Below are 21362 nucleotides of genomic sequence, written 5' to 3'. Positions count from 1 at the left end.
CGCCCATCGGTTAGTGCTTCTACGACCAGCTCACCCGGAACGGCGCACTGACCGCCCCGCAGTGAAGAACGAGCGTGCGTGCCCAGCGGCACGAACGACCCGCCGGAAAAGACGACAAAGCCATTCAGTGGCAATCCATTCAGTGGCATTGTCGCGGTCGTTCCTCCGTCACGACAGCGTGATCCACGACTGCCCGATGTGGACTGCGCCACGTTGCGCGCCCTCCCGGTTACTGCCGTACCACACCCGCCCCAAAACGGTCGTGTTTTCCGGACATTGGCCGACGAAGCGCCGGGCGCCCGTGTGGTGTGCAGCGATCGGCCAGCCTACCGCGCGCGGTACGACAACCGGATCACCGGGACGGTGTCGGGATCAGCCCGCGCGGACCGGCAGCACGCCGCTGAGCAGGAACGCGACGCTCCGTTCCTTCTCCGTCCAGGCCCGGGTGTCGAGTTCGACGGACTGGAGGAGGGCGCACTCGACGCCGTATCCGTGCTCGGTCAGGTCGCGGCCGACGAGTTCGGCGGCGTCCCGGGTGCCGGCGTGCGTGACGACGCGCTGCGGGCGCCGGTCGGCGACCGCGGAGACGACGGCCGCTCCCCCGCCGCCGACGCGCACGACGTCGGGTTCGGGGAGGTTCTCCAGGACGTGCGGCGCGGTGCCGTGGACGATCTGGAGCTGGACGCCGAGGCGACGCGCGGCGGCGGCGGTGCGGGCGCAGGCGTCGGGGTCGCGGTCGACGGCGATGACGGCGGCGCCGGCGCGGGCGGCCTCGACGGCGAACGCGCCCCCGCCGCAGCCGATGTCCCACACGAGGTCACCGGTTCGCGGTCCCAGGCGGGCGAGTTGGGCGGCGCGCAGCAGGTCGTTCTCGCCCTCACCGAGGCTGCCGTACGTCTCTCCGGGCAGGGTCCAGCCGCGCGGTCCGGTGGCGGGGTCGCGTCCGGCGATCCAGCCGCCGCTCTCGGCGCCGCCGACGGGGCCTCCGATGACGATGACGACGTTGGGGTCGCGCCAGGTGTGGTCGGCGGCGTTGTCGGAGGTGACGACGCTGACCTGTTCGCGGTCGGTGCCGAGTTCCTCGCAGATGACGAAGGTGCGGTGCACGCCTTCGAGGAGCAGGCCCAGTTCGGCGGGGCCGGCGCCGGGCGAGGTGAGGACGGCGACTTTGGTGTGGGCGCGGCATACGTTCACCGCGCGTCGCAGGGTGCGGGGGTGTGCGACGACCACGTGGGCGTCGTCCCAAGGCATGCCGGCGCGGGCGAAGGCGGAGGCGACGGAGGAGACGGCGGGGACGACCTCGACCTCGAGGCCGAACTCGGGTGCGCGCAGGGTCCGTACGACGCCGAAGAAGCCGGGGTCGCCGTCGGCGAGCACGACCGCGGTGCCGCGGTGGGCGGCGATGCGGCGGGCGGCGAGGGCGACGCTGCCGAGGCGGACGCGTTCGGCGCCGCGCGGGACTTCGGGGAGCGCGAGGTGGTGGGCGGCGCCCGCGACGAGTGTTGCTGCGCCCAGGGCGGCTCGTGCCGCGGCGGTCAGCGGCGAACCGTCCCAGCCGATCACCGTGACCCGGTCGGCCATCGTCGTCAGTCTCCAGGGGGTTTGCGCAGGTCGGCTGGTCGTCCCGCGAGGGCGGGCTTGGTGAGACTACCTGGTGGGGCGGACGGCGGTGGCGTCGCCCGTGGGTTCAGTTCCAGTCGTCGAAGGAGGTGAAACCGCCGGTGTCGGCGAGTTGCTCGGCGACACCGGCGAGGTCCTCCGGGAGCAGGCTCCAGACGATGACGTCGGTGCGTACGTCGGTCCACCGGCCGTCCTCGGCCTTGGCGCGGGCTATCCAGGCGCCCCGCAGGACGCCCTCGCTGATGCAGCCGATCTTCTGGGCGACCTGCTGGGAGGCGGTGTTGTCGGCGGCGGTGCGCAGTTCGAGGCGCTCGAACTTCTGGTCCTGGAACAGCCAGCGGGCGGTGGCGAAGGCGGCCTCGGAGGCGTAGCCCTCGCCGCGCGCCCAGGGGGCGATGACGTAGGAGATCTCGCTGGAGCGGACGCGCCAGTCGGTGTGCTGGAGGTGCACGATGCCGACGAGGCGCTGGGTGAGGAACTCGGTGACGGCGAAGACGATGCCGCGGCCCTCGGTCCGTTCGGCCGGGGCGCGTTCGGTGATCCAGGCGCGGGCGTCGGCCTCGGTGTAGGGGTGCGGGGCGGAGGTCCAGGCGGTGACGAGTTCGTCGTTCATCATCTCGGCGAAGGCCTCGACGTCCGGTTCCTCGAAGGGGCGCAGCACCAACCGCTCCGTGCTGATGGAGACGTTGGGGAAGGTGCTAGTCATGCGCCGCTCCGTAACCTTCGGGAACCTTCATGGCCTGCTGAACTGCCCAGCATGCAGCATGAAAGCACTGAACCGCACCACGGGGCCCGCTCCCTTCAGGAAGCGGACCCCGTGCGTGCCGGACCGCGAGCGGCCCTCAGAAGGAGGCGACGACGGAGCCGGCGTACTTGTCCTCGATGAACTTCTTGACCTCGGGCGAGGTGAGGAGCTTCGCGAGCTTCTTCACGCGCGGGTCGTCCTCGTTGCCCTCCTTCACGGCGAGGAAGTTGCCGTAGGGGTTGTCCTTGGCGGACTCCAGGACGAGGGCGTCCTCGGAGGGTTCGAGGTCGGACTCGATGGCGTAGTTGCCGTTGACCACGGCGGCGTCGACGTCGTCCAGGGAGCGCGGGGTCTGGGCGGCCTCCAGCTCCTTGAACTTGAGGTTCTTGGGGTTCTTGGTGATGTCGGCCGGGGTCGCCTCGTTGCCGACGCCCTCCTTGAGGGCGATGATCCCGTTGTCGGCGAGCAGCTTGAGGGCGCGGGCCTCGTTGACGGTGTCGTTGGGGACGGCGACGGTCGCACCGCTCTTGAGGTCGTCGGCCTTCTTGACCTTGTGGGAGTAGAGGCCGAGCGGTTCCAGGTGGACCGTGACGACGGGCACGACGTGGGTGCCGTTCTTCTTGTTGAAGTCGTCGAGATACGGCTGGTTCTGGAAGTAGTTGGCGCCGACGGAGCCGTCCTCGGTCGCCGTGTTCGGCGTGACGTAGTCGGTGAACTCCCGGACGTCCAGGTCGAGTCCCGCGTCCTTGGCCAGGTTGTCCTTCACGAAGGTGAGGATCTCGGCGTGCGGGACGGGGCTCGCGGCGACGACGAGCGGCCCGGAGGTGTCGGTGGCGGCGTCCTGGTCCGCGCCGCAGGCGGAGAGCCCGAGGGTGAGAGCTCCGGCGGCGAGGACGGCAGTGGTGATCTTGGCGGTGTTACGCACGAAAAGTGCCTTTCCTGATGGGTGGTGCGACCCCGTCAACGGGTAGGACGGGGGGTCTTGGGGAGTTACGCGACCTTGCTCACGCCGGCCTTCGCGTCGGCCTTCGCGTCGGCCTTCGCGTCGGCCTTCGCGTCGGCCTTGGCGTCGGCCTTCACAGCGGCTGTCACGTCTGCCGCGGCGGGCTCCTTCGCCTTCAGCAGGCGGAGTCGCGGGCCGGGTCCCGAGCGGGCGCCGCGGTGGTGCAGGGCGCGGGCCGCGTAGTCGCCGGCGAACTGGATGAGGGAGATGACGACCGCGAGGATCGCGACGGTGACCCACATCAGGCCGGCCTCGAAGCGCTGGTAGCCGTAGCGGACGGCGAGGTCGCCGAGTCCGCCGCCGCCGACGGTGCCGGCCATGGCGGAGTAGCCGATGAGGGCGATGACCGTGGTGGTGGTGCCGGCGATCAGGGAGGGCAGCGACTCGGGGACGAGCACCTTGCGGACGATGGTCCACACGTTGCCGCCCATCGCCTGCACGGCCTCGACGAGCCCGTGGTCGACCTCGCGCACGGCGGTCTCGACGAGCCGGGCGTAGAAGGGGATGCCCCCGATGGCGAGCGGCACGATCGCGGCCTCGCTGCCGATGGTGGTGCCGGTGACCCAGCGGGTGAAGGTCATCAGCGCGACCATGAGGATGATGAACGGCATCGAGCGGGCGATGTTCACGATCTGCCCGAGGACCTTGTTCACCACGGTGTTCTGCAGCAGGCCGCCCCGGTCGGTCAGGACGAGCAGGATGCCGACGGGGAGGCCGCCGAGGACCGCGATCAGGGTCGACCAGCCGACCATGACCAGCGTCTCCAGACAGGCCTGTTCCAGCAGGGGCTGCATCTCGGACCAGGTCACTTGGCACCTTCCTTCACCAGCGACGGCTCGTCCTGGTTCACGACGTCGATCTGGAGGCCCTGTTCGCGCAGGAAGCCGATGGGGACGACGTTGTCCTCGTAGCGGCCGGGCAGTTCGAGGCGCATCCGGCCGACCTGGAGCCCGCCGACGGTGTCGATGGCGGCGCCGAGGATGGAGATGTCGATGTTGTAGGTGCGCGCCACCTGGGAGATGACGGGCTGCGTCGCGGACTCGCCGTGGAAGGTGACGTCCAGGACGGTGCGGTCCCCGGCGGAGGCCTCGCCGCCGACCGGGAAGAGGGCTGCGGCCAGTTCGGAGCCGGGGGTGGCGAGCAGTTCGCTCACGGTGCCGGACTCGACGACGCGGCCGTTCTCCATGAGGGCGGCGGAGTCGCAGATCGACTTCACGACGTCCATCTCGTGCGTGATGAGCAGGACGGTGAGGCCGAGCTGCCGGTTCAGGTCGCGCAGCAATTGGAGGATGGAGCGGGTGGTCTCCGGGTCGAGGGCACTGGTGGCCTCGTCGGACAGCAGCACCTTGGGGTCGCCGGCGAGGGCGCGGGCGATGCCGACGCGCTGCTTCTGGCCGCCGGAGAGCTGGGCGGGGTAGGCCTTGGCCTTGTCGGCGAGACCGACGAGGTCGAGGAGCCCGAGCGCCTTGCGGGAACGTTCCTTCCCCGAGACGCCGAGGATTTCCAGCGGCAGTTCGACGTTGTCCTGCACGGTCCGCGAGGACAGCAGGTTGAAGTGCTGGAAGACCATGCCGATCCGGCTGCGCGCCTGCCGCAGTTCCCGGCCGGCGCGCGGTCCGCGGCCGGCGAGCGCGGTGAGGTCCTGTCCGGCGACGGTGACCGTGCCGGAGGTGGGGCGCTCCAGGAGGTTGATGCAGCGGATCAGCGAGGACTTTCCGGCGCCGGACTGGCCGATGACGCCGTACACCTCGCCTTCGCGGACGTGCAGGTCGACGCCGTCCAGGGCGGTGACCTCTCGGCCGCGCGAGCGGTAGACCTTGGTGAGGCCCGATGTGGTGATCACGTGGGTTTCCGTCACTGTCGAGTGCGCGGCGCGGGAGTGGGCGCCGGGCACGGGGCATTGTTCTTCCGGGTTCCGGGGAAACGCGGCACGGCTCTCACGAACGTGGTGAAACCGGGAGAAACCGGTGCGCGGGGGCATGGCTCCGGTCCGGTACGCGGGGCGCACACGGGAAAGGAGCGGGCACTCGCTTCGGGGCGCGAGGCTCAGATGGTGCGGGGGCCCTCTAGAAGGCGCGCATTCGGCACAGCCGACACAGACAACGAGCACCGGGCGTCATCGTCGCCTCGGTCGCAGGGATGCGGTCGCTCGTCGTGGTCATGCGATCAGTAAACCAGACCTACGGTGCTGACCGGGCATCCGCTGTCCGCATGCCGGACAGCCGTGGACACCTGTCGGGCGCGGGCCGCGATCTCCACGACACCGCCGGTGACCAGCGCGGACAGGGCCGGCAGGTCGGGCACCAGGAGGCCGGCGCCGAGTTCCCGGCCGGGTGGGTTGTGGCCAAGACCACGGTCGGTACGGGGCGTGCCGGCAGGCGCGGCAACGCGGCGAGGTGCCGTGCCGGTGCGGCCCGGGGTCGGCCTCGGTACGGCCCCGGGGCCGTAATAGGGTCACTGCCATGCTTGATGTCCTGATGCCGGCGACCGGCGTCGCCGCGCTGCTGCTCGCCGCCTGGTGCGGCTGGGCCGCCTACCGCGACGAGCCGACGAAGGACTGGCACTTCATCGGGATGGCCGTGGTGACGCTGCTGACCCTGATCCAGTTGGTGGTCGGCATCGTGCTGCTGGCGCGGGGCGAGGAGCCGGGCCAGGGCACGACGATCTTCGTGGCGTATCTGATCGGCGCGTTCGCGTGCGTGCCCGCGGCGGCCTTCATGTCGCTGGCGGAGCGCACCCGCTGGGGTTCGGTGACGGTCGCCGCGAGCGGCGTGGTGCTGGCCGTGCTCGAGGTGCGGCTGTACGACATCTGGGGAGGCTGAGATGGCCGGGAAGAGGCTCATCGGCGGACCCGGGATGCTGCTGGTCTGGCTGTACGGCGTGATGGTGGTCGGCGCGGTGTCGCGGTCGGTGTACCAGATCGCGACCGAGTTCGACCGGGCGCCGCTGGCCTACTCGCTGTCCGCTGCGGCGGGGCTGGTGTACGGGTTCATCACGTACTCGCTGGTGCGGGGCGGGGAGACGGCTCGCCGCGCGGCACTGGTGTGCTGCGCGGCCGAACTGGCCGGTGTGCTGGTCGTGGGGACGTGGACGGTGCTGGATCCGTCCGCGTTCCCCGACGCGACCGTGTGGTCCGACTACGGGATGGGCTATCTCTTCATCCCGGTCCTGCTGCCGTTGTCGGCGATCCACTGGCTGCGCAAGGCGCGCGCCGCCGAGCCGCACGCCGCCTGAGCGTCACGCGCTCCGGCGGCGCGGGCTCCTGGCGTCAGGCCGTCTGGACGTACGCCCCGGCCCGCTTCTCGAGGACGATCATCGGTACGCCGTCCGTGCCCTGCGCGGTGCCCACCGTCTCGTAGCCGACCTTGCGGTAGAGGCTGAGGTTGCCCTCGCTGCGGTGGCCGGTGTGCAGGCGGAACGTCGTCGCGCCGCGCTCGTCGGCGAGGGCCGCCTCGGCCGCCTTGAGCAGGCGGGCGCCGATGCCGTGGCCCTGGAGGCGGGGGTGGACGCACAGCTTGCCGATGGCGGCGGCGCCGTCCTCCGTGACGCGGCCGCGCACGGAGCCGACGACCTCGTCGCCGAGCCGGGCCACGAAGACGCAGTCGGTGGCGACCTCTTCGCGGACGGAGTCCAGGCTCTGGACGAGCGGGTCGATGCGGTAGTTGCCGTACAGCGCGGCCTCGCTCTGGAAGCAGAGGTACTGCAGCCTGAAGATCTGCTCCGCGTCCTGCTCGGCCGCCGCAGAGATGGTCACGCTCATGCCCATGTGCGCACGCCTCCCGCTCACCTGATCACCTGTTGTCCCTCACTCCTATCCCCGCGCTCAGCGGGCCGCAACCTCCGATGTGAGCAATCGACGCAGACATCCCAGGCATCTGGAACGTTCCGGTCCAAGACCGCCCTGTGAGATACCCAACTCCCCCGCGATCTCCCGGTATGTCAGGTCCCGCGGGGACAGCAGGGCGTCCAGCAGGCGGGGGCAGCGGCCCGGCAGCCGGCGCACCGCCTCGCGCAGGGCACGACCGTGGGCGGCGGCGAGGGCGAGGCGCTCGGGGTCGTACCGGCCGTCGTCGGCGGGTTCGGTGACGTACGGCCGTTCGAGGCGGTGGGCGCGGCGGCTGCGGCGAGCCTCGGCGCGGACGGCCGCGCGCAGCCAGCGGGGCGGGTCGGGCGGCGGGTCGTGGGCCGCGAGGCGTTCCAGGAGACGCAGCCAGACCGCCTGTTCCAGGTCGCCGGGCTCGGTCCCGGCGGCGGGGGCCTCGGCGGCGGCCTCGGCGGCGAGCAGCGGACGCAGGGCGAGGACCAGGCGGGGCGTCGGGGGCGAGGCGGAGAGCGGCCGGGGCGTCGAGGGCGGGCGCGGGGCGTGGGCCGCGTGGGGCGCCGGGGGCGGGGCGTGGACCGCGTGGGGCGACGGGTGTGAGGCGGCGCGTTCGGGTGTCATGTGCGGAGCGACGCGGCCGCCCGGGCGACGGGTTGCCCGGGCGGCCGTGGGTCACCCCGATCGGGGCGCGGCGGCTCAGTCGTTGACGAAGTCCTCGCGGGCCAGCAGGCCGGTGTCCGGCTGGTCGGTGAAGACCCCGTCGATGCCGGTGGCGAAGTAGGCGCGGTAGGCGCCGAACACGTCGCCGTAGGCGTCCGGGTCGGTGCCCTTGCGGAAGTTCGCCGGCAGGAACGGGTTCTCGTTGCGCAGCGTGTACGGGTGCAGGATCAGGCCGGCCGCGTGGGCGTCCCGGACGAGCGTGGTCGGCTCGGTCAGCCTGCCGGTGGAGTCCTTCGGGATGACCAGGTCGAGGGTCGGGCCGATGCCCTGCGCGTAGCCGGCGATCTCCCGCAGGCCCTCGGGGGTGACGAGGTCGGCGACGGTGCGCGGGTCGCCGGTCTTCTGGAAGTCCCAGGGGCGGCTGTTCGCGCCGGAGAGCAGGACGACCAGCGGGTTGCCGACGAGCTTGTTCAGGCGCTGGATGCTGGTCGGTTCGAAGGACTGGAGGATGACCGGCGAGCCCTTCTTGTCCTTGCCGTGCCGGCGCAGCACCTTGGCGACGAGGTCCTCCAGGCCGAGGCCCAGCTCGCGGAAGTAGGTGGGGTGCTTGAGCTCGGGGTAGATCCACACCTGCTTGCCGGTCTCGCGGGTCTGCCGGTCCTGCCAGCGGAGCACCTCTTCGAAGGTGGGGATCTCCCAGCGGCCGTCGTAGAGGGTGTTGTGCGGGCGGTTGGCGGGGATGCGCTCCTTGGCCCGCAGGGTCTTCAGCTCGGCGAGCGTGAAGTCCTCGGTGAACCAGCCCGTGGTGGAGACGCCGTCGAGCAGCTTGGTCTTCTTGCGGTCGGCGAACTCGGGGTGGTCCGCGACATCGGTGGTGCCGCCGATCTCCGGCTCGTGGCGGCACACGAGGTGGCCGTCCTTGGTGGGCACCAGGTCGCCGGCCTCGACGATGTCGGCGCCCATGTCGAGGGCGAGCTGGTAGGCGCCGAGGGTGTGCTCGGGGCGGTAGCCGCTGGCCCCGCGGTGGCCGATGATCGTCGGGACGGGCAGCCCCCGCAGTCCGCCGCTGCCGCGCGGCGCGGCCCCGGCGGCTCTCGCGGTGCCGGACAGTCCGAGGACCGCCCCTCCCGCGCCGAGCATCGCCGCGCCGAGAAGCGCCCGCCGCCCGGTACCGCCCGTCTGCTCGTCCGACCCTTGCGTTCCCATGAGCGCCTCCTGCCGTGCCGTCTGTCGTCGGTGCGGGCCGATCGTATGGGCGCGGACATGACGTGCGGGAGACCTCCGGCGGAACACCCGGGTGATCCCGGATGTCGTACGGGGAAGGAGATGTGACGGGGCGTCCGGTCAGGGGCCGTTCCGGCGCCAGGTCCCGACACAGGCGGATATGACCGACACGGGATTCGGTGCGGCGCGGCGGGGAACCCGTCGGGCCTGCCCCGGGCGACGTCCGTCACACGTGGCGGCCGCGTGACGTCCGGCCGTCGGCAGGCCACCGCAGGTAAACGTGCGTCAACGGCACGTAAGACCTCGGTGAATCCGATGTGCCCGATGTGCGCGACCCCCTGGGCCGCGAGTAATGTCCTCACCTGCACAGACACATACAGAACCGTTGACCCCGGAGGGCCCGTTGTCCCGCTTCGCGCTCATCAAGGCAGTGCTCGGCCCGATCATGCGGCTGATGTTCCGCCCCCAGGTGGAGGGCATGGAGCACATTCCGGGCGACGGGCCCGTCATTCTGGCCGGCAACCACCTCACGTTCATCGACTCGATGGTGCTGCCGCTGGTCTGCGACCGGCAGGTGTTCTTCATCGGCAAGGACGAGTACGTCACCGGCAAGGGCCTCAAGGGCCGGTTGATGGCGTGGTTCTTCACCGGCGTCGGCATGATCCCCGTCGACCGCGACGGCGGCCGGGGCGGGGTCGCGGCGCTGATGACCGGCCGGCGGGTGCTGGAGGAGGGCAAGGTCTTCGGCATCTACCCGGAGGGCACCCGCTCCCCCGACGGCCGCCTCTACCGGGGCCGCACCGGCATCGCGCGGCTCACGCTGATGACGGGGGCGCCGGTCGTGCCGTTCGCCATGATCGGCACGGACAAGCTGCAGCCGGGGGGTGCGGGGTTGCCTCGGCCCGGCAAGGTCACGGTGCGGTTCGGCGAACCGATGGAGTTCTCGCGCTACGAGGGCATGGACCGGGACCGGTACGTGCTGCGCGCGGTGACCGACTCCGTGATGGCCGAGGTCATGCGGCTGTCGGGGCAGGAGTACGTGGACATGTACGCGAGCAAGGCGAAGGCCGCGTAGGTTTTCCGGCGGGTCAGGCGTCGTCCAAGCGCTGGTTCCGCAGCAGGAACCACGCCGCCGTTGCCGCCGCGAGGAGGATCGTGGCGCCCGTTGCCGCTGCCAGGGTGAGGCCGTGGACGAAGGCTTCCCGGGCGGCCGACATGAGGTCCGCCGCCGTGTCCGCCGGGAGGCCTCGCGCCGCCTCCGCCGCGCCGCCCAGGGACTCGTGGGCGGCGGCCGGTGTGCCCGGCGGGGCCGAGAAGCCCCGGTAGACGCCCGTCACGATCGAGCCGAGGACGGCGATGCCGAGGGCGGCGCCCAGTTCGTACGCCGTCTCCGACACCGCGGACGCCGCGCCCGCCTGGTCCTTGGGGACGGACGACAGGATGACGTCGGCCGTGACCGTGAACGAGAAGCCCGCACCGAGGCCGACGACCAGCAGCACGGCCCCGATCAGCGGGTAGCCGGTGGACTGGTCGATCACGACGAGCGCGGCCAGGGACAGGCCGACGGCCGCGAGTCCGCCGGAGACCACCGCCCGCACGGAGAACCGCCGGGCCGCGCGCCCCGCGACGAGACCGGCCGCCACCGCGCCGATCGCGGCGGGCAGTTCGGCGAGGCCCGCCTCGAACGGCCCCCGGCCCTGCACGAGTTGCAGGTACTGGGAGAGGAAGAACACCAGGCCGGACAGGCCGAGGATGGTCAGCAGGTCGGCGAGCACCGCGCCGCTGAAGCCGCGGCGCGCGAACAGCCGCATGTCCAGCAGTGGTGCCGGCAGGGTGAGTTGCCGCCGTACGAAGCCGTGCAGGGCCGCGGCGCCGAGCAGTCCGGCGGCCAGTGCCTCCGGGGCGAAGCCGTGCGCGGCGGTCTCCTTCACCGCGTACACGATCCCGATCATGCCGACCAGTGACAGGGCGACGCTGCGCAGGTCCCAGGGGCCGGGGTGCGGATTGCGGGACTCGGGCAGCAGCCGGGCGCCCACGACGACGAGTACCGCCATCACCGGCAGGTTGATGAGGAAGACCGAGCCCCACCAGAAGTGCTCCAGCAGGAATCCGCCGACGACGGGCCCGACGGCCGTGCCGGCGGAGGCGGTGGCGCCCCAGATGCCGACGGCGAGGCTGCGCTCGCGCGGGTCGTGGAAGATGTTGCGGATGAGCGCCAGGGTGGCCGGCATCAGGGTGGCGCCCGCGACACCGAGCAGGGCCCGCGCGAGGATCATCAACTCCGGTGTCGACGCGTAGGCGTTGAGGACGGAGACGGCGCCGAAGGCGGTGGCGCCGACGAGCAGGATCCGCTTGCGGCCGACGCGGTCGCCGAGGCCGCCCATGGAGACCAGCAGTCCGGCGATGACGAACGAGTAGACGTCACCTATCCACAGCAGTTGGGTGCCGGTGGGCGCGAGGTCCTCGCTGATGTAGGGGGTCGCGAGACCGAGCACGGTCGCGTCGACGGCCACCAGCAGCACGGCGAGCACGAGGACGGACAGCGCGAGCCAGCGGCCCGGACGCTTCACCGCCTCCGTCGCGTCGGCCGGCCGCAGGGTGCTGCTCATGATTCCTCTCTCCGTCGGGCGCCGCCGAGCAGCAGCTCGACGACCATGTGGGTGAAGTCCTTGCCTGCCACGCGGCCTTCGGACACGGCCCAGGCGGCGGAGGCCAGCAGGCCGTACAGCGCCTCGGTGAGCCAGGCCGGGGTCAGGTCGATGCGGAACTCGCCGCTCAGCTGGCCGCGCCGGAACAGCGCCTCGACGCGGTCGTCGAGCCGGGTCCAGCCGGCGTTGCGCTCCTCGCCCTCGAAGAGCTGGTTCTCGGAGTAGAGGAAGGCGAGCAGCCCGGCGGCCGGTTCGAGGGCGCGCACCATGCGGCGTACGGCGTCGCCCGCGGGCCCCTCGTCGGGGCGGGCCGCGTCCAGCGCGGCCTCGCACTCGGCGATGCCGAGGGCCTCCAGGGCGCGGACGAGCGCGTCCCGCCCGGCGAACTGCCGGTGCAGGGTGGCCCGGCTGATGCCGGCGGCCTTGGCGACCTCGTCCATGGTCGCGGTGGATTTGCGGCTCAGCAGGGCCGCGGCGGTGCGCAGCACGTGGTCACGGTCGACAGCCATGCGACAACCGTAGCGCACATGAGACATGATTGTCTCATCAGGGGCGTTGGCGTCTCACCATCCCGACGCAGTCCGGTGATCTTGCGGCTCAGTGCCAGGGCAGCTGTCCGCGCCGCTCCCAGTACGCGGCCGGGTCCTCGACGAGGCCGGCGAGCCGGGCGAGCCGGTCGTCGTCGAGGTCGACCACCGCGGCGTGCAGGTTCGAGGCCAGCTGGCCCACGGTCGCGGCGCCCGACAGGACCACACCGGCCCACGGCCGGCTCAGGACGAACGCGAGCGCGACCGCGTCGGGGCCCTGGCCGGTCTCCGCCGCGACCGCCCGCACGGCATCGGGGGCGTGCGGCGCGGCGAGCCGCCCGTTGGCCATGGCTTCCTTCACGATCACGGTGAGTCCCGCGGCGTGGGCCTCGGCGAGCGCGGACTCGGCCGAGGTCTCCAGGAGGTTGTACGTGGACTGGACCGTGCGGAACAGCGGGGCGCCGTCGACGGTCACGTCGAGCGCGGCGCGGATCGCGTCGGCCTGGGCGGGGCCGCTGGTGGAGAACCCGACGCTGACGCCCTGGGCGGCGGCCTCCGCGAGCCGGGCGTGCAGGTCCTTGTCGGTGAGGGCGGGGCTGTCCGGGGTCACCGAGTGGATCTGGTAGAGGTCGAGCCGCTCGCCGAGCAGGGCGTCGGTCTCGGCGCGCTGCCGCTCGTACGTGGCGAGGCCGTGGTCCTTGACCTCGTGCCGCTCGGCGTCCGTGGACCAGTCGGCGGTGTAGGTGTAGCCCCATTTGCTGCCGACGACCACGTCGTTCACGTCGGGGCGGGCGTGCAGCCAGGCGGCGAGGAACTCCTCGGCAAGGCCGTAGGAGCGGGCGGCGTCGAAGTAGCGGACGCCCTGCGCGTAGGCGGCGTCGAGGAGTTCGTGGGTGCGGGCGCGCAGGGTCTCGACGCCGCGGTCCTCGCCGAGGTCGCGGTCTCTGCCGAGGTTGATGTAGCCGGGGCGGCCGACGGCGGCGAGGCCCAGGCCGATGTGGCAGGTCGGGGTCGTCGCGGTCGCGAGGCGGGCGAAGGGCATCGCGGGCTCCGTTCGGTCGGCTCCGGGCCGGTCTCGTTCCGGCTCCGACCAACGTAACCCGTGATGCCGTTCGCCCCTCGAAGGCGCTGCCCTCAGGCCTGCTTCTTCGCCCCGGCCCACTCGTGCTGGGCCGCCACGTCCGCCTTGACCTCGGCGAGTTGGACCGCGACCGCGCTCGGGGCCGTGCCTCCCCTGCCGTTGCGGGAGGCCAGGGCGCCCGGGACGTCGAGGACCGTGCGGACCTCGGGGGTGAGGTGGGCGGAGATCTTCGCGAACTGCTCGTCGGTCAGCTCGTCCAGTTCCTTGCCCTCGGCCTCGGCGACCTTCACGCACTCGCCGGCGACCTCGTGGGCGACGCGGAACGGCACGCCCTGGCGGACCAGCCACTCGGCGATGTCGGTGGCGAGGGAGAACCCGGCCGGGGCCAGCTCCGCCATGCGCTCACGGTGCACGGTGAGGGTGGCCATCATGCCGGTGAAGGCCGGCAGCAGGATCTCCAGCTGGTCGATGGAGTCGAAGACCGGCTCCTTGTCCTCCTGGAGGTCGCGGTTGTACGCGAGCGGCAGGGCCTTCAGGGTCGCCATCAGGCCGGTGAGGTTGCCGATCAGGCGGCCGGACTTGCCGCGGGCCAGCTCGGCGATGTCCGGGTTCTTCTTCTGCGGCATGATCGACGAGCCGGTGGAGAAGGCGTCGTGCAGGGTGACGAAGGAGAACTCCTTCGTGTTCCAGATGATGATCTCCTCGGCGATCCGGGAGACGTTGACGCCGATCATCGCGGTGATGAAGGCGAACTCGGCGACGAAGTCGCGGGACGCCGTGCCGTCGATGGAGTTGGCGGAGCTGCCGTGTTCGAAGCCGAGGTCCTTCGCGACGGCCTCCGGGTCCAGGCCGAGGGAGGAGCCGGCCAGGGCGCCCGAGCCGTACGGCGAGACAGCGGTGCGCTCGTCCCACTGGCGCAGCCGCTCGGCGTCCCGTGACAGGGACTGCACGTGGGCGAGGACGTGGTGGGCGAACAGCACCGGCTGGGCGTGCTGGAGGTGGGTGCGGCCCGGCATGGCGACGTCGGGGTGGGCCTCGGCGAGGCCGATCAGGGCGTCCTGGAGGTCGGCGATCAGACCGCCGATGACGCGGGCGTGGTCGCGCAGGTACATCCGGAACAGCGTCGCGACCTGGTCGTTGCGGGACCGGCCGGCGCGCAGCTTGCCGCCGAGGTCGGGTCCGAGGCGCTCCAGCAGGCCGCGCTCCAGGGCGGTGTGGACGTCCTCGTCGGCGATGGTGCCCACGAACGCGCCGGACGCCACGTCCGCCTCGAGCCGGTCGAGCCCCTCGATCATGCGGGTGAGCTCGTCCTCGGTGAGCAGTCCCGCCTTGTGCAGCACGCGCGCGTGGGCACGCGAACCGGCGATGTCGTAGGGCGCGAGCCGCCAGTCGAAGTGGACGGACGCGGACAGCTTCGCCAGGGCCTCGGCGGGACCGTCGGCGAAACGGCCGCCCCAGAGCCGTACGTCACCGCTGTTGCTGCTCACTTGCGTTACTCCTCGAAGGTGGCGATGTGCGACCGCCTCCCCACTCTCGGCAAGCGGGGAGGCGGCTGTCAGGCTAGTGCGTGTGAGGGGTCGTCAGGCGCGTGCGCGCGGACGCCGGTCGTTCACGCGAGGTCACGCTTGGCCGCGATCTTCGACGACAGGCTGTAGATGTCGATGAACCCCTTGGCCGCGGCCTGGTCGAAGGTGTCGCCCGTGTCGTACGTGGCCAGGTTGAAGTCGTACAGGGACGACTCCGAGCGCCGGCCGGTGACGACGGCGCGGCCGCCGTGCAGGGTCATCCGGATGTCGCCGGTGACGTGCTGGTTGGCCTCGTTGACGAAGCCGTCCAGGGCGCGCTTGAGCGGGGAGAACCACAGGCCGTCGTAGACCAGTTCGCTCCAGCGCTGCTCGACCTGCCGCTTGTAGCGGGCGAGTTCGCGCTCGACGGTGACGTTCTCCAGCTCCTGGTGGGCGGTGATCAGGGCGATCGCGCCGGGAGCCTCGTAGACCTCGCGGGACTTGATGCCGACGAGGCGGTCCTCGACCATGTCGATCCGGCCGACGCCCTGGGCGCCTGCGCGCTCGTTGAGCTGCTGGATGGCCTGGAGGACGGTGACGGGCCTGCCGTCGATCGCGACCGGGACGCCCTCCTTGAAGGAGATGACCACCTCGTCGGCCTCGCGGGCGACGGCCGGGTTCTGCGTGTACTCGTAGATGTCCTCGATCGGCGCGTTCCAGATGTCCTCGAGGAAGCCGGTCTCGATGGCGCGGCCGAAGACGTTCTGGTCGATGGAGTACGGCGACTTCTTGGTCGTCGCGATCGGCAGGCCCTTGTCCTCGCAGAAGGCGATGGCCTTGTCGCGGGTCATGGCGTAGTCGCGGACCGGGGCGATGCACTTGAGGTCGGGGGCGAGGGCGACGATGCCGGCCTCGAACCGCACCTGGTCGTTGCCCTTGCCGGTGCAGCCGTGGGCGACGGTGGTGGCGCCGTGCTTCTGCGCGGCGGCGACGAGGTGCTTGACGATCGTCGGCCGGGACAGGGCGGAGACCAGCGGGTAGCGGTCCATGTAGAGGGCGTTGGCCTTGATCGCCGGGAGGCAGTACTCCTCGGCGAACTCGTCCTTCGCGTCCGCGACCTCGGCCTCGACGGCACCGCAGGCGAGCGCGCGCTTGCGGATGACGTCCAGGTCCTCGCCGCCCTGGCCGACGTCGACCGCAACGGCGATGACCTCGGCGCCCGTCTCCTCGGCGATCCAGCCGATGGCGACGGAGGTGTCCAGACCGCCTGAGTAGGCGAGTACGACGCGCTCGGTCACGGGTTTCTCCTCACAGTGCATTCGCTGACATGCATGAGTATGCAGGAGTCCGCATGATTCGTCAATTCAGCCAATTCCTTAGACAGCCGAAAGATCCGCGACCATAATCGTTAGACATGGGAAAGACTTATGAGCGCATAGACGGCCGGCTCCGCACCTTCATCGAGTCGCAGCCCCTGTTCTTCACCGCCACCGCCCCGCTGTCCGCCGACGGCACGGTCAACCTCTCGCCCAAGGGCCTCAAGGGCTCCTTCGCCGTGCTGGACGAGCACACCGTGGCCTACCTCGACTTCGCCGGCTCCACCGCCGAGACCGTCGCGCACCTGCGCGAGAACGGCCGCATCACCCTGATGTGGTGCGCCTTCCAGGGCCCGCCGAACATCGTCCGGGTGCACGGCCGCGGCGAGCCGGTCTTCCGCGACGACCCGCGCTTCAAGGAACTCCTCGCCCACTTCCCCGGCATCGACCCGTCCCCGCACGGCCTGCGCGCGATCGTCGTCGTCACCGCCGAACTCGTCCGCGACTCCTGCGGCTACGCGGTGCCGTACATGACGTACGACGAGGACCGCGACCTCCACGGCAAGCGGTTCGCACGCGAGGACGACGCCTCGCTCAGCGCCTACTTCGCCAAGAAGGACCACGTCGCCACTAGCCTGGACGGCCTTCCCGGGCTGCCGCTGCCCCTGCCGCCCTCTAGCGTCTGACGCATGCGCCCCGGTGTCGTCGCCCTCGCGTCCCTGTCCCTGCTGCTGCTCGGCGCCGCGCCGCCCCACGAGGGCCCGCCGCCGCTGCCGGCCCGGATGGCGGACACCGGCGGCGGCACCCAGCTGATCACCGCGCGGGCCCCCGCCCCCGGCTCCACCACCGGCACGGTCACCTGGTGGGACCTGCGCGACGGGCGCTGGACGGCGGCCGGTTCGGCACCGGCCCGCTTCGGGGCGAACGGCCTCACCGAGGGCGCCTCGCGCGAGCAGGGCACGAACACCACCCCGACCGGCCTGTACGACCTGCCGTACGCCTTCGGCATCGAGGCAGCGCCGGACGGGACCCGTTACACGTACCGCCGCGTGGGCCCGGACTCCTGGTGGTGCCAGGACAACGACTCGCGCTCCTACAACCGCTGGACCGAGCCCCGCGCCGCCGACTGCCGGGCCTCCGAGTCCGAGCACCTCGTCACGTACGGCACGCAGTACGCGCACGCCCTCGTCGTCGGCTTCAACTACGACCGCCCGGTGCGCGGTCGCGGCGCCGGCATCTTCCTGCACGTCAACGGGCGCGGCGCGACGGCCGGTTGCGTGTCCGTCCCCGAGGAAGCGATGCGCCGCATCCTGCGCTGGGCGGACCCGGCGGCCCGCCCGCACATCGCGATCGGCACCGCGCGGGGGCGCACGGCGATCACGCGGTACTGAGCGGGAGGCGGGCGGGAAGGCGCTGAACACTCGCGCCGCACGGCACGTATCTCTGGGCCGAGGGACCACGCCACTCCCCTTGCTCCCGCCCCCGGAGGAACCGTGACCACCACGCTCGCAGGCGGACGTGCCGCCCGACGCCAGACGATGCGCCGGATCCGTCCGCGTCGCTCCCCGGCCGTGCCGCTGCTGATCGCCGTGTGGGCCGGCGCGGCGGGCGTGCTGTGGCTGTGGTGGCACAACACGGCGTCCATCGCGGACCTCGCGGGCCGGGTCCTGGGCGCGGGGCGGATCACCGGGCTGCTCGCCGGGTACCTGATGGCGCTCGTGGTGCTCCAGATGGCCCGGGTGCCCGCGCTGGAGCGGCGGGTCGGCTCGGACCGGGTCGCGCGCTGGCACGCGATGACCGGCCGCTACACGCTCTGCCTGGTCGCCGCGCACGTCGTCCTCACCATGTGGGCCTACGCCCTCCAGGCGGGCCAGGGCTTCGGCGACGTCGTGGCGCAGTTCGTGGACACCCTGAACCGGCTGCCGGACATGGGCAAGGCCGCGATCGGCGCCGCCCTGCTGCTCGTCATCGGCCTGCTGTCGATCGGGCCGGTGCGCCGCAGGCTGCCGTACGACGTCTGGTACCACGTGCACCTGCTGACGTACGCGGCGGTGTTCCTGACGTTCTGGCACCAGATCAGCGCCGGCAACGAGTTCGCCGTCGAGCCGGCCGCGAAGACCTTCTGGTACGGGCTGTACGGGGCGGTGACCACGCTGGTGCTCTGGTACCGGATCCTCACGCCGGTCCGGCTCAACCTGCGGCACCGGCTGCGCGTGGAGGCGGTGATCGAGGAGACGCCGGGCATCGTCTCGGTGCTGATCTCCGGGCGGAGGCTGCACCGGATCGGCGCGGAGGCCGGGCAGTTCTTCCGGTGGCGGTTCCTCGCGCCGGGCATGCGGTTCAGCTCCCATCCGTACTCGCTGTCGGCGGCGCCCCGCCCGGGCATGCTGCGGATCACCGTCAAGGCGATCGGCGACCACAGCTCCCGGCTGCGCGAGCTCGCGCCCGGCACCCGCGTGTGGGCGGAAGGGCCGTACGGCGCGCTGACCGCCCAGCGGCGCAGCCGGGGCAAGGTGCTGCTGGTCGCGGGCGGTGTCGGGATCACCCCGATGCGGGCCCTGTTCGAGACGCTGCCGGGCGCCTCCGGCGACATCACGCTGCTGTACCGGGCCAACAGCACGCAGGACCTCGCGCTGTGGGACGAGCTCGCGGAGATCGCCGAAGAGCGCGGCGCGCGGCTGATGTACGCGGTCAACAGCCCGGACGGCGAACGACCGGACATCTCCGCGGAGAGCCTCGGGCGGAAGATCCCGGACGTCGACCGCCACGACGTCTTCCTGTGCGGGCCGCCGGGCTTCGCGCAGTCGGTGTACGAGGCGCTGCGCGGCGCGGGTGTGCCCGCCCGCCGCATCCATCACGAGTCGTTCGAGATGTGACCGACGGGTCGTCGACGGACCGCAGGAGCAAGGGACTTCAGGAGCTGTGGGAACGATGAAGAAGAGTCATCCGGTCCGGCGTGTCGTGCTCACCACCGCCGCCACCGTGTCCGGGATCGTGCTGCTGCTGTCGCTGAAGCCGGCGTCGGACCCGGCGGGCGCGTCGGCCGCGGGCGGCGCGGTCCCACCGGCCGCGGCCGACGCGCCGCAGGGCGGCGCCCGGGCGTCCGGGTCCGGCACGGTCACGGGCGGCGCGGCGCGGACGCAGTACGGGCCGGTGCAGGTCCGGCTCACCGTGAGCGGCGGGCGGATCACCAAGGCGGAGGCGGTGCGGGCGCCGGAGGGCGGGCGCAGCAGCCAGATCACCGAGAGCGCCGTTCCCACGCTCAATCAGCGGGCGGTCGCCGCGCAGAGCGCCGACATCGACGCGGTGTCCGGGGCGACGTACACGAGCGCGGGGTACCGGACGTCGTTGCAGTCGGCGCTGGACCAGGTGCGGGCGGGAGCGGGAGGCGGGGCGGCGCGGGAGTCCCGGGCGCCGGAGGCCTCCCGGCCGCCCCAGCGGTCGGAGGCGCCCGCGGAGGACGGGGCGGGCGCGGGGTCGGGTGCGAGTGCGGGTGCGGGTGCCGGCTCGGGCGCGGGGTCGAGTGCCGGTGGCGACCCCCGGGTCCGGACCGTCACCGGTGATGCCGTGCGGACGCAGTACGGGCCCGTGCAGGTCCGAGTCACGCTCAGCGGCGGGCGGATCACCAAGGCCGTCGCCGTCCAGGCGCCGCAGGGCGGGCGCAGCGACCGGATCACCAACAACGCCGTGCCGAGGCTCAACATGGCGGCGGTGGCGGCCGGAAGCGCGGACATCGACGCGGTGTCGGGGGCGACGTACACGAGCGCCGGGTACAAGGAGTCGCTGCAGTCGGCGCTGGACCGGGCCAGTGGCTGACGCGGTGGCCGGGTCCGGGCAGGCTCCCGCCGCGGTGCGTCACGTGGAGGAGGCGATGGGGACCGTCTTCTCCTTCGACGTCCGCGGCGGGGATCCGGACGCCGTGCGGGCCGCGCTGGACGGGGCGGTCGCCGGACTGCACCGGGCGGACGCGGTGTTCAGCACGTACCGCGAGGACAGTCAGGTGATGCGGCTGGCGCGCGGGGAGCTGACCGTCGGGGACTGCGACGCCGAGGTCGCCGAGGTGCTGGAGCTGGCGGCGGAGGCGGAGCGGGTCAGCGAGGGCTGGTTCAGCACGTCGTACGAGGGACGGCTCGACCCGACCGGGATCGTGAAGGGCTGGGCCGTGGAGCGGGCGGCGCGGCGGATCGCGGCGGCGGGCGCGGCGGGCGTGAGCGTCAACGGGGGCGGTGACGTGCAGTTGCTCGGGGTGCCGGGCGCGGAGCGGCCGTGGCGCGTGGGAGTGTCGGATCCGCTGCGGCCCGGGGGTCTTGCGGCGGTGGTCTCGGCGGCGGGGGCCGCCGAGCTGGCGGTGGCGACGTCCGGGACGGCGGAGCGGGGCGCGCACATCGTGGACCCGCGCACGGGGCGGTCGGCGGTGACGGACCTGCTGGCGGTGACCGTGATCGGGCCGTCGCTGACGTGGGCGGACTGCTGGGCGACGGCGGCGTTCGCGATGGGGGCGCGGGCCGGGCTGGCGTGGCTGGAGTCGCTGCCGGACGTGGAGGCGCTGCTGATCACGGCGGGCGACGAGGTGCGGTGCACGGCGGGCCTGGCGTCCCGACTGGGGTGAGGGGCGAGGGCTCGGGGGGACGCCGGTTGCTCAACCCCCCGGCCCTCAACCCTCGCCCGCCTAGTGCCCGTTCTGGGCCAGGCGCAGCAAGTGGTCCGCCAGGGCCTGGCCGCCGGTCGGCTCCCGTGAGATCAGCAGCAGCGTGTCGTCGCCCGCGATCGTGCCCAGGATGTCGTGCAGTTCCGCCTGGTCGATCGCCGAGGCGAGGAACTGCGCGGCGCCCGGAGGGGTGCGCAGGACCACGAGGTTCGCGGACGCCTCGGCGGAGATCAGCAGCTCCTGCGACAGCCGCCGCATCCGCTCCTCCTTCGCGGACTCCCCGAGCGGGGCGCGCGGCGTGCGGAAGCCGCCCTCGCTGGGGACCGCGTAGATGAGGTCGCCGTCGGTGTTGCGGATCTTCACCGCGTTCAGCTCGTCGAGGTCGCGGCTGAGCGTCGCCTGCGTGACGGTCAGCCCGTCGTCGGCGAGCAGCTTCGCCAACTGGCTCTGCGAGCGCACGGGTTGCCGGTTGAGGATGTCCACGATCCGGCGGTGGCGTGCGGTGCGGGTCTGCGGCACGGCGGGCCCGCCGCCCGGCTCGTGGTCCTGCGCCTGGCTCATCGTC

General features: G+C 72.2%; 22 protein-coding genes. 8 read left to right on the top strand and 14 right to left on the bottom strand.

Going from position 1 to position 21362, the window contains the following annotated elements:
- Window positions 1–372: 372 nt before the first annotated feature.
- From cbiE to ACZ7D7_RS23700, 5 genes are all read right to left on the bottom strand, one after another.
- Window positions 373–1581, bottom strand: a complete 1209-nt coding sequence (gene cbiE / locus ACZ7D7_RS23720; RefSeq protein ID WP_470826791.1) for a precorrin-6y C5,15-methyltransferase (decarboxylating) subunit CbiE — start codon at window positions 1579–1581, stop codon at window positions 373–375.
- A gap of 106 nt (window positions 1582–1687) precedes the next feature.
- Complete coding sequence (locus ACZ7D7_RS23715; protein ID WP_470826789.1) at window positions 1688–2326, bottom strand: GNAT family N-acetyltransferase; 639 nt, start codon at window positions 2324–2326, stop codon at window positions 1688–1690.
- Window positions 2327–2462: 136 nt separating this feature from the next.
- Entirely contained in the window at window positions 2463–3290 is an 828-nt protein-coding gene (locus ACZ7D7_RS23710) for a MetQ/NlpA family ABC transporter substrate-binding protein (protein ID WP_470826787.1), read from the bottom strand.
- 65 nt (window positions 3291–3355) lie between these two features.
- Entirely contained in the window at window positions 3356–4177 is an 822-nt protein-coding gene (locus tag ACZ7D7_RS23705) for a methionine ABC transporter permease (RefSeq protein WP_470826786.1), read from the bottom strand.
- On the bottom strand, window positions 4174–5211 hold the full coding sequence (locus ACZ7D7_RS23700; RefSeq protein WP_470826785.1) for a methionine ABC transporter ATP-binding protein: 1038 nt from the start codon (window positions 5209–5211) through the stop codon (window positions 4174–4176). The genes ACZ7D7_RS23705 and ACZ7D7_RS23700 overlap by 4 nt, the downstream gene beginning before the upstream one ends.
- Window positions 5212–5830: 619 nt before the next feature.
- Here ACZ7D7_RS23700 and ACZ7D7_RS23695 point away from each other — a divergent pair.
- Window positions 5831–6190 (top strand): hypothetical protein, encoded by a 360-nt coding sequence (locus ACZ7D7_RS23695; protein WP_470826783.1) that lies wholly within the window; start codon window positions 5831–5833, stop codon window positions 6188–6190.
- Between the two features lies 1 nt (window position 6191).
- Complete coding sequence (locus ACZ7D7_RS23690) at window positions 6192–6602, top strand: hypothetical protein (protein ID WP_470826782.1); 411 nt, start codon at window positions 6192–6194, stop codon at window positions 6600–6602.
- Window positions 6603–6636: 34 nt separating this feature from the next.
- On the opposite strand, the gene ACZ7D7_RS23685 is transcribed toward ACZ7D7_RS23690, so the two are convergent.
- The 3 genes from ACZ7D7_RS23685 to ACZ7D7_RS23675 all read right to left on the bottom strand — a co-directional run bounded on the left by ACZ7D7_RS23685 (window position 6637) and on the right by ACZ7D7_RS23675 (window position 9054).
- The gene (locus ACZ7D7_RS23685) at window positions 6637–7134 is read right to left on the bottom strand and encodes a GNAT family N-acetyltransferase (protein WP_470826996.1); all 498 of its coding nucleotides are present in this window, start codon (window positions 7132–7134) and stop codon (window positions 6637–6639) included.
- 57 nt (window positions 7135–7191) lie between these two features.
- On the bottom strand, window positions 7192–7809 hold the full coding sequence (locus ACZ7D7_RS23680) for an RNA polymerase sigma factor (RefSeq protein WP_470826781.1): 618 nt from the start codon (window positions 7807–7809) through the stop codon (window positions 7192–7194).
- A 75-nt stretch (window positions 7810–7884) separates the two neighbouring features.
- A complete protein-coding gene (locus ACZ7D7_RS23675) occupies window positions 7885–9054 on the bottom strand; it encodes a glycerophosphodiester phosphodiesterase (RefSeq protein ID WP_470826780.1) in 1170 nt (389 codons plus the stop codon).
- A 421-nt stretch (window positions 9055–9475) separates the two neighbouring features.
- Here ACZ7D7_RS23675 and ACZ7D7_RS23670 point away from each other — a divergent pair, with 421 nt between their 5' ends.
- On the top strand, window positions 9476–10147 hold the full coding sequence (locus ACZ7D7_RS23670; RefSeq protein WP_470826995.1) for a lysophospholipid acyltransferase family protein: 672 nt from the start codon (window positions 9476–9478) through the stop codon (window positions 10145–10147).
- Window positions 10148–10160: 13 nt separating this feature from the next.
- Here ACZ7D7_RS23670 and ACZ7D7_RS23665 read toward each other — a convergent pair whose 3' ends face one another.
- From ACZ7D7_RS23665 to ACZ7D7_RS23645, 5 genes are all read right to left on the bottom strand, one after another.
- On the bottom strand, window positions 10161–11681 hold the full coding sequence (locus ACZ7D7_RS23665; protein ID WP_470826779.1) for an MFS transporter: 1521 nt from the start codon (window positions 11679–11681) through the stop codon (window positions 10161–10163).
- Entirely contained in the window at window positions 11678–12229 is a 552-nt protein-coding gene (locus ACZ7D7_RS23660) for a TetR/AcrR family transcriptional regulator (RefSeq protein ID WP_470826778.1), read from the bottom strand. The genes ACZ7D7_RS23665 and ACZ7D7_RS23660 overlap by 4 nt, the downstream gene beginning before the upstream one ends.
- Window positions 12230–12317: 88 nt before the next feature.
- The gene (locus tag ACZ7D7_RS23655; protein WP_470826776.1) at window positions 12318–13289 is read right to left on the bottom strand and encodes an aldo/keto reductase; all 972 of its coding nucleotides are present in this window, start codon (window positions 13287–13289) and stop codon (window positions 12318–12320) included.
- A 92-nt stretch (window positions 13290–13381) separates the two neighbouring features.
- Complete coding sequence (argH, locus tag ACZ7D7_RS23650) at window positions 13382–14815, bottom strand: argininosuccinate lyase (RefSeq protein ID WP_470826774.1); 1434 nt, start codon at window positions 14813–14815, stop codon at window positions 13382–13384.
- Between the two features lie 122 nt (window positions 14816–14937).
- On the bottom strand, window positions 14938–16131 hold the full coding sequence (locus ACZ7D7_RS23645) for an argininosuccinate synthase (protein WP_470826772.1): 1194 nt from the start codon (window positions 16129–16131) through the stop codon (window positions 14938–14940).
- A gap of 116 nt (window positions 16132–16247) precedes the next feature.
- Between ACZ7D7_RS23645 and ACZ7D7_RS23640 the strand changes: the two genes are divergently transcribed.
- From ACZ7D7_RS23640 to ACZ7D7_RS23620, 5 genes are all read left to right on the top strand, one after another.
- Complete coding sequence (locus tag ACZ7D7_RS23640; RefSeq protein ID WP_470826770.1) at window positions 16248–16835, top strand: pyridoxamine 5'-phosphate oxidase family protein; 588 nt, start codon at window positions 16248–16250, stop codon at window positions 16833–16835.
- Between the two features lie 3 nt (window positions 16836–16838).
- On the top strand, window positions 16839–17540 hold the full coding sequence (locus tag ACZ7D7_RS23635) for a L,D-transpeptidase family protein (protein WP_470826769.1): 702 nt from the start codon (window positions 16839–16841) through the stop codon (window positions 17538–17540).
- A gap of 102 nt (window positions 17541–17642) precedes the next feature.
- On the top strand, window positions 17643–19025 hold the full coding sequence (locus ACZ7D7_RS23630; RefSeq protein ID WP_470826768.1) for a ferredoxin reductase family protein: 1383 nt from the start codon (window positions 17643–17645) through the stop codon (window positions 19023–19025).
- A 55-nt stretch (window positions 19026–19080) separates the two neighbouring features.
- On the top strand, window positions 19081–19965 hold the full coding sequence (locus tag ACZ7D7_RS23625) for an FMN-binding protein (RefSeq protein WP_470826767.1): 885 nt from the start codon (window positions 19081–19083) through the stop codon (window positions 19963–19965).
- Between the two features lie 55 nt (window positions 19966–20020).
- Complete coding sequence (locus tag ACZ7D7_RS23620; RefSeq protein ID WP_470826993.1) at window positions 20021–20758, top strand: FAD:protein FMN transferase; 738 nt, start codon at window positions 20021–20023, stop codon at window positions 20756–20758.
- Between the two features lie 60 nt (window positions 20759–20818).
- Here the strand turns inward: ACZ7D7_RS23620 and ACZ7D7_RS23615 are convergent, their stop codons facing one another.
- Complete coding sequence (locus tag ACZ7D7_RS23615; RefSeq protein ID WP_470826766.1) at window positions 20819–21358, bottom strand: arginine repressor; 540 nt, start codon at window positions 21356–21358, stop codon at window positions 20819–20821.
- Window positions 21359–21362: the final 4 nt, after the last annotated feature.

The sequence above is a fragment of the Streptomyces sp. NPDC037054 genome, from assembly GCF_055606745.1.
This window is presented reverse-complemented; position numbering and strand designations above follow the sequence as displayed.